Consider the following 7,029-nt stretch of genomic DNA (forward strand, 5'->3'; position numbering starts at 1 on the left):
GGGGCGCGGAGGAGGGGGCGAAAGGGGCGACCCTTGAGGAGGGGGCGAGGCGGGAACGGGAGCGGCAGCCCCCGTTGCCCTCGCCGTCGGCGCGCCGGAGGGCGCCGGGGTCGGCGGGCCACCAGCCCGAGGCGTCTGGCGTGCACCTGGCGAGACGGAGATCGGCGCCGACCGCGCCGGCGCAGCGGAGGGCGCGACCGCACGAGGCGCGGCGGCGGGCGGCACGGCTCGGGGCGAGGCGTCACCGACTCCCCGCGAGGTGGAGGTCGGGAAATCGTCGGCCCAGCGGACGCTGGCGCCGATCGGAATCAGTCCCCCGCAGATCGAGCAACGCGCACGCAGGTTCGCTCCCGTCACCTTCGACGGGTCCACCCGGAATACGGATTGGCACTCAGGACACGAGACGTTCATGACTCTTCAATCACGCTTATGGCGCGCGGGGGGCGTTGTGGAGTGGACTGCCCCCCGGAGAGGGCGAGGTCCGTCCGTCGATCGACCGTATACACCGACCCCATGAGGGTCTTGGCGTATCCCTTCATCTCCGTCGCAAGTTCGCTCACTTGTGCCGCCGAGGTGAAGTGCCTCCGCTCATTTGTCACGACGCCGATGGATACCGTCATCAGCGGGACGCGATGCAGCTGCCCGCGACGGTCCTTGCCGAAGAAGTACCCCGCGCGCCGGTCCTGCTCGGAATACTGGTACAGGACCAGCAGGTCGAAGACCGTCGTGATCTCGCCGCAGGTCTCGTTCACGTGGGTGGTCGGAATGATGAAGATGAAGTCGTCCCCACCGATGTGTCCCACGAATCCATCCTCGCCGCACATCCCCTTCACGACATCGTGGAGGAGCTTGGCGAGCAGGCGGATCACGCGGTCGCCGTCGAAGTAGCTGTAGCGATCGTTGTACTCCTTGAAGTGATCGAGGTCGGCGTAGCAGACCGCGAAGGCATCGCCGCGTTCCATGCGCCGCGAGATTTCGGCCTCGATCTCGTTCGTCCCGGGGAGTCGCGTGGACGGGTGCACGTACACATCCCGGTCGGAGCGTCGCAGCAGGAGGTCCAGGCGCTGCGTCACCTCGACCTCGCCGGTCGACGGGCGGAGGATCTCGTCCGCTCCGGCCGCGAGCGCGCGCTCGAACGCTCCCGGGGCATCGTCGACCAGGACGATCGCCGGGACGATCCCGGTGAAAGAGTCGGCCTTGAGGCGGCGGCACGCCGTCCACACTTCGCTCCCATCGTCCACCCCCCTGGCGTCGAAGATGACCAGGCGCGGCCGGCCTCGAAGCGCCGCGGCCAGGAGGTCATCCGCCGTGCCGACTTCGACTCCCGCCAACTCCCGCTCCCGCACCCAGGCGACCATGGCCGGAGGGAGCGTCTGGCCGCGCGGGCAGAACAGCATCGCGGTGGGGAGCGGCACGCTATCGAAGGGGTGAGCGGGTCGGGCGCAAGTTACCCGGCAAGAAGGACCTGGTCAAAACGGGGGGCCGCCCGGTGTGCGAGAGAGGCGGATCTCGACGCCGCCGTGTGGCCTGCAGGGGGGACCGTGGGCCGATCCCCGTCCCTGCTTCCCCTCACGGTACGACGATCGGATCCGCCTTCGGTGACAACGGCATTGCAGCCGTACGCGGCGCTGACGGTTCGCCCCTTCAGAAGGTGACGCGGAGCGAGAGGTAGGTCGGCGCCTGTCCAGCGTCGGCCGAGAGCCCCGAGAAGACGCGGGCGAAGTCGATGACCAGCCGTCCGGCGACGAAACCCAGACCCAGCGTCGGCCCTCCCGACTCCGACGTACCGGATGAGAAGAGGTATCCGGCACGGAGGAACGCTCGCCCCTCCCAGGCGAACTCGCCGCCGACCCGAGGGAGCGGCTCCCCAACCGGCACCCCGTCGATGACGTCGGCCGAGATGCGGATCTCGGCGTCGTTGGCGTATTCCTTGGGGATGGTGTACCGGGCGCTGGCTCCGATCTGGACTCGGGTGGGGAGCCGATCGGCCTCGTCGTCGCGCCCCCCTTGGAGGTGGACCTCCACGTTCCGGACCGCGGCTCCGATGGTCACCGGGACGGAGGTGGGGAGGTCGAACTGGGCCCCCATGTCGAGCGCGCTGGTCGACGCCTGCGTCGTGGGGAGCGAGGGGCAGAGGCCTTCGCAGTCGAATCGGAACTGCACGAGCTTGTACGAGACGCCGGCCCTCACGCGATGCCCGAGCGATCGCGCGTAAGACCCTACCAGCGCGATGTTTCTGGGGAGGATCTTCCCTACCACATTACCCGAATTGTCGACGGCAGGAATGTCGCCGCCGAAGTCCAGGATGTTGGCGGAGACCGCCACCACTCCGAGCAACGACGACGACGCCGTGACGGTGAGGGCCTCGCTCGTCCCGATGACGCTCTGCGAGTGGTGGAGCGCGGCGTCCCCCCGGCGCACGGTGGCGATGCCTGCCGGGTTCCACCAGACACCGTCCCCGCTCCCGTGCGATGCCATCATCGACTGTCCCATCCCGACCCCGCGCGCCGAAATGGGGAGGAGCAGGAAGAGCGACGCCTGGTCGGCCAGTCCGGCCTGGGCGGCCAGACGCCCCGGGGTCGCGACGCCCGTCGTCATCAGCAGGAGGGCCAGGGCGATGGGAAGGAGGGCCCTAGAGCGGCGTGGCCTCATCCGTGAGCATGATGGGAATGTCGTCCCGGACCGGGTAGCGCAGGTGGCAGGCGTGGCAGACGAGGACGGATTCCTCGTCGCGATGCTCCAATGCCCCCTTGCAGCGCGGACAGACGAGGACGGCGAGGAGCTTCGGCGACAGGGTCACGATGAGGGTTCCTCGGGAAGGACGAAGCCGAACCGCTTGAGCGAACGCTCGTTGCGGCGCCAGTTGTCGAGCACCTTCACCCACAGGTCGAGATACACGCGCTGTCCGAGGAGGTTCTCGACCTTGGTCCGCGCCACCATGCCGATCTGCCGGATACGCTCCCCCTCCCGGCCGATCACGATGTGCTTCTGGCTCTCGCGCTCGACGAACAGCACGACGCGAATGTACACCGGGTCGCGATCTTCCCGGAACTCCTCCACCTCGCAGGCGATGCTGTAGGGGACCTCATCCTCGAGCTGCTCGAGAGCCGTCTCGCGGACCAGCTCCTCGACGAAGAAGCGAAGGTGCTGGGTCGAGACGTCTTCGGCGTCGTAGAGGAAGGGGCTTTCGGGGAGGAGCGAGACGAGGCGGTCGACGAGCGCCGGCATGCCGTCGCCCGTGGTGGCCGAGACGAAGAGGGCGGACGGGTTGGCCTCCGCCAGCTGCAGTCGCGCCTCGGGGGCGAGGAGATCGGCCTTGTTGATCACCGTGACGACCGGGGCGCGGGGCGGCGCCTCGAGGCGGGCGACCGCCTGGAGGGGTTCGACCGGGCCGCGGCTTCCGTCGACGAGGTAGGCGATGACGTCGGCGTCCTCGAGGGCGGCCAGCGCCTCGCTGCGCATGGCCTTCTGGAGCGCGTAGCGCGGGTGCAGGAGGCCGGGCGTGTCGTGGACGACCAGCTGGGCGTCGTCGCGGGTGAGGATGCCGACGATGCGCTTGCGGGTGGACTGCGGCTTGGGGCTGGTGATGGCGAGCTTTTCGCCGACGAGCCGGTTGAGGAGGGTCGACTTTCCCGCGTTTGGTCGACCGACGACGGTGACGATGCCGGCGCGCGTCATGGGCGAAGGGGAGCAGGAAACACAAACGCGGGCCGTATGGGGGAACCATACGGCCCGCGTAGGGGGTGCCGGCGACGGCCTACTCTCCCGCGGTCTCTCGACCGGAGTACCATCGGCGCTGTAGGGCTTAACGACCGTGTTCGGAATGGGAACGGGTGTGGCCCCTACGCTCTAGTCGCCAGCGAACTAACGGCGTGGGATCTTGGCGAATCCACCCGGTTCCTCGAGGCGCTCGTGCATGGGAGCGTCCCGGTGAATGGTCGGGCGGGTGCTGCTGCCAGGATCGCGACGCGAGGAAGCGATCGACAGCGGATGTTGGTGATCGTGGTAATTTGGATCTTCAATGAGATCGAGCGTGTTCTGCGTGCTTGGTGTTTGGGTGAGTCAAGCCGCACGGGCGATTAGGACCGCTGCGCTCGGAACGTGTTGCCACGTGTCCACGGGCGGCCTATTGACGGAGTCGTCTCCTCCGGCCCTTCAGTATCTTGGACGGCGTTTCCCACTTAGATGCTTTCAGCGGTTATCGCCACCGATCATCGCTACCCGGCGCTGCCCCTGGCGGGACAACCGGGACACGAGCGGATCGTCCGACTCGGTCCTCTCGTACTAGAGTCCGCATTCCTCAACACTCCAACGCCCACGACGGATACAGACCGAACTGTCTCACGACGTTCTGAACCCAGCTCATGTGCCACTTTAACCGGCGAACAGCCGGACCCTTGGGACCTTCTCCAGCCCCAGGATGTGACAAGCCGACATCGAGGTGCCAAACCGCGCCGTCGATGTGAACTCTCGGGCGCGATAAGCCTGTTATCCCCAGCGTACCTTTTATCCGTTGCGCGATAGCCGTTCCACCCCGGGCTACCGGATCACTACGGCCCACTTTCGTGGCGGGTCGACCCGTCGGTCTCCCCGTCAGGCTGGCTTCTGCCGTTACACTCTAGAAGCGCGAGTACCGTCCGCGCTGAGCCAACCTTCGCGCGCCTCCGTTACTGTTTCGGAGGCGACCGCCCCAGTCAAACTGCCCACCTGCCACGGTCCCACCTGCGGTGTGCGCAGGCTGGTGAGGACGTCGTGTCGAGCAGGGTGGTATTTCACTGGCCCCTCCCCCTGAACTAGCGCCCAGGGCTCACCGGGTCCCACCTATGCTACACAGTTCGAAACCACGTCCAATGGCAAGCTACAGTAAAGGTGCATGGGGTCTTTTTGTCCTGTCGCGGGGACTCGGAATCCTCACCGAGACTGCAATTTCGCCGAGCGCGTGGTCGAGACAGTGCCCAAGTCGTTACGCCATTCGTGCAGGTCGGAACTTACCCGACAAGGAATTTCGCTACCTTAGGACCGTTATAGTTACGGCCGCCGTTTACCGGGGCTTCGGCTCAGGCCGTCGGGTTGCCCCTAAGCCCTCCCCTTAACCTTCCGGCACCGGGCAGGCGTCAGTGCGTATACGGCGCCTTACGCGGCTTGGCACGCACCTGTGTTTTTGCTAAACAGTCGCTTGGGCCGATTCTCTGCGGCCCCCCCCAGCTTCCCTGTACGGGTCACCAAAGAGGGCATCCCTTCTTCCGAAGTTACGGGATCATTATGCCGAGTTCCTTGACCACGTCTCACTCGTGCACCTGAGGCTCCTCGCCTCGCCCACCTGTGTCGGTTTACGGTACGGACGCCAACGTCGCTCCCCGATCCGCTTTTCTCGCGTGTCGACTCCACCGCACTCGGCTTGAGGTTGCCCTCGCCCCTCGTACTCCCGTCTCGGGCTCGCGCCCTACGCGGTTGAACGGCCATCCACCAGGCCGCTGCGACTTCGTTCCACGGTCCCGAATCGGTTCAACGCTTCGCCAGCGGGGCCGGAATCTCAACCGGCTTGCCATCGGCTACGCCTCTGGGGCCTCGCCTTAGGACCCGCCTCACCCTGCGCTGATTGCCATGGCGCAGGAACCCTTGGGCTTTCGGTGCGAGAGGTTTTCACTCTCGTTTGCGCGTACTCATTCCGGCATCCTCACTTCCGCTCGCTCCAGGCCTTGGTTTCCACCGGCCCTTCACCGCACGCGGAACGCTCCCCTACCCCGCTAGCACTGCTAGCAGGCCAAGCTTCGGTGGGCCGCTTAATCCCGACCATTCTCGGCGCATCCCCGCTGGACTGGTGAGCTATTACGCACTCTTTCAAGGAATGGCTGCTTCTAAGCCAACCTCCCAGTTGTCACGGCAGGGACACATCCTTCGCTATACTCAGCGGCCACTCTGGGACCTTAGCTGTGGCTCTGGGTTCTTTCCCTCTCGCCGCTGGACATTATCGCTCAGCGACTGCCTCCCGCGGTCCATTTGACAGGTATTCGGAGTTTGGTTGGGGTTGGTACCAGCTTCGCCAGCCCGCGCCCATCCAGTCGCTCTACCCCCTGCAAACACGCCTTACGGCTTCCGCGAGGCTCTACCTCAATAGATTTCGGGGAGAACCAGCTATCTCCAGGCTTGATTGGCCTTTCACCCCTACCCACAAGTCATCCGAACGGTTTTCAACCCATACCGGTGCGGGCCTCCACTAAGTGTTACCTCAGCTTCACCCTGCTCATGGGTAGATCGCCCTGGCTTCGGGTCTACCCCCAGGAACTCCACACGCCCTCGTGACAGGACTCGCTTTCGCTCCGACTCCGCGGCTGAGCCGCTTAGCCTCGCTCCTGAGGAGTAACTCGCCGGATCATAATGCAAAAGGCACGCCGTCAGCAGTGACGAGGGTCGCCCCCCGCCCCGCCTCCGACCGCTTGTAAGCATGTGGTTTCAGGATCTCTTTCACTCCCCGCCCAGGGGTGCTTTTCACCTGTCCCTCACGGTACTCGTCCACTATCGGTCACACAGGAGTCTTTAGCCTTGGAGGGTGGTCCCCCCAGCTTCACGCCCGATTTCGCGAGTCGGGCGTTACTCAGGAACTCCACTGGGCCAGCGCTCTTCCACTACCGGGCTGTCACCGTCTCTGGCGCCCCGTTCCAGGGGACTTCGCGTCGTTAACTGGCTCCGTCCGTGGGTCCTACAACCCCGGCCCCACTAGGAGACCGGTTTAGGCTCTGCCCCTTTCGCTCGCCGCTACTCCGGGCATCTCGTTTGATTTCTCTTCCTCCCGGTACTGAGATGTTTCAGTTCCCAGGGTTCGCTCTCCCAGCTTGCGCCAAGAGTGACGGACGTCGCCGCCCGCCGGGTTGCCCCATTCGGCCATCTCGGGATCACCGCGTGTGTGCCACTCCCCCGAGCTTATCGCAGCTTACCACGGCCTTCATCGCCTCTGTGTACCCAGGCATCCCCCACATGCTTTCGCTCGCTTGACCCCTTCTTCGTCAAGCAGAGCACGCGCGATCTACT

General features: G+C 65.6%; 4 protein-coding genes and 2 rRNA genes. All 6 read right to left on the reverse strand.

From position 1 onward, the window contains the following. Positions 1–407: 407 nt before the first annotated feature. Positions 408–1,415, reverse strand: coding sequence for a hypothetical protein (locus ABS52_17245; GenBank protein ODT01184.1), 1,008 nt, complete (start codon positions 1,413–1,415; stop codon positions 408–410). A 229-nt stretch (positions 1,416–1,644) separates the two neighbouring features. Then, entirely contained in the window at positions 1,645–2,598 is a 954-nt protein-coding gene (locus ABS52_17250) for a hypothetical protein (GenBank protein ODT01185.1), read from the reverse strand. 34 nt (positions 2,599–2,632) lie between these two features. After that, entirely contained in the window at positions 2,633–2,800 is a 168-nt protein-coding gene (locus ABS52_17255; protein ODT01186.1) for a tetraacyldisaccharide 4'-kinase, read from the reverse strand. Continuing rightward, positions 2,797–3,678 carry a GTPase Era gene (locus ABS52_17260; GenBank protein ODT01187.1) on the reverse strand — a complete coding sequence of 294 codons (882 nt, stop codon included), beginning with the start codon at positions 3,676–3,678 and terminating at the stop codon, positions 2,797–2,799. Before ABS52_17260 ends, ABS52_17255 begins: the two co-directional genes overlap by 4 nt. A 66-nt stretch (positions 3,679–3,744) precedes the next feature. Then, a 5S ribosomal RNA gene (gene rrf, locus ABS52_17265) occupies positions 3,745–3,861 on the reverse strand. Positions 3,862–4,059: 198 nt separating this feature from the next. After that, positions 4,060–6,995: ribosomal RNA gene (locus tag ABS52_17270) — 23S ribosomal RNA — on the reverse strand. Between the last annotated feature and the right edge of the window lie 34 nt (positions 6,996–7,029).

The organism is Gemmatimonadetes bacterium SCN 70-22, assembly GCA_001724275.1.
Classification (GTDB): Bacteria; Gemmatimonadota; Gemmatimonadetes; order Gemmatimonadales; family Gemmatimonadaceae; genus SCN-70-22.

Bases quoted from the DNA above. Each gene is read 5' to 3' on its own strand.
- ABS52_17250 (ODT01185.1), bottom strand. From the start codon at position 2,598: ATGACGACGGGCGTCGCGACCCCGGGGCGTCTGGCCGCCCAGGCCGGA.
- ABS52_17260 (ODT01187.1), bottom strand. From the start codon at position 3,678: ATGACGCGCGCCGGCATCGTCACCGTCGTCGGTCGACCAAACGCGGGA.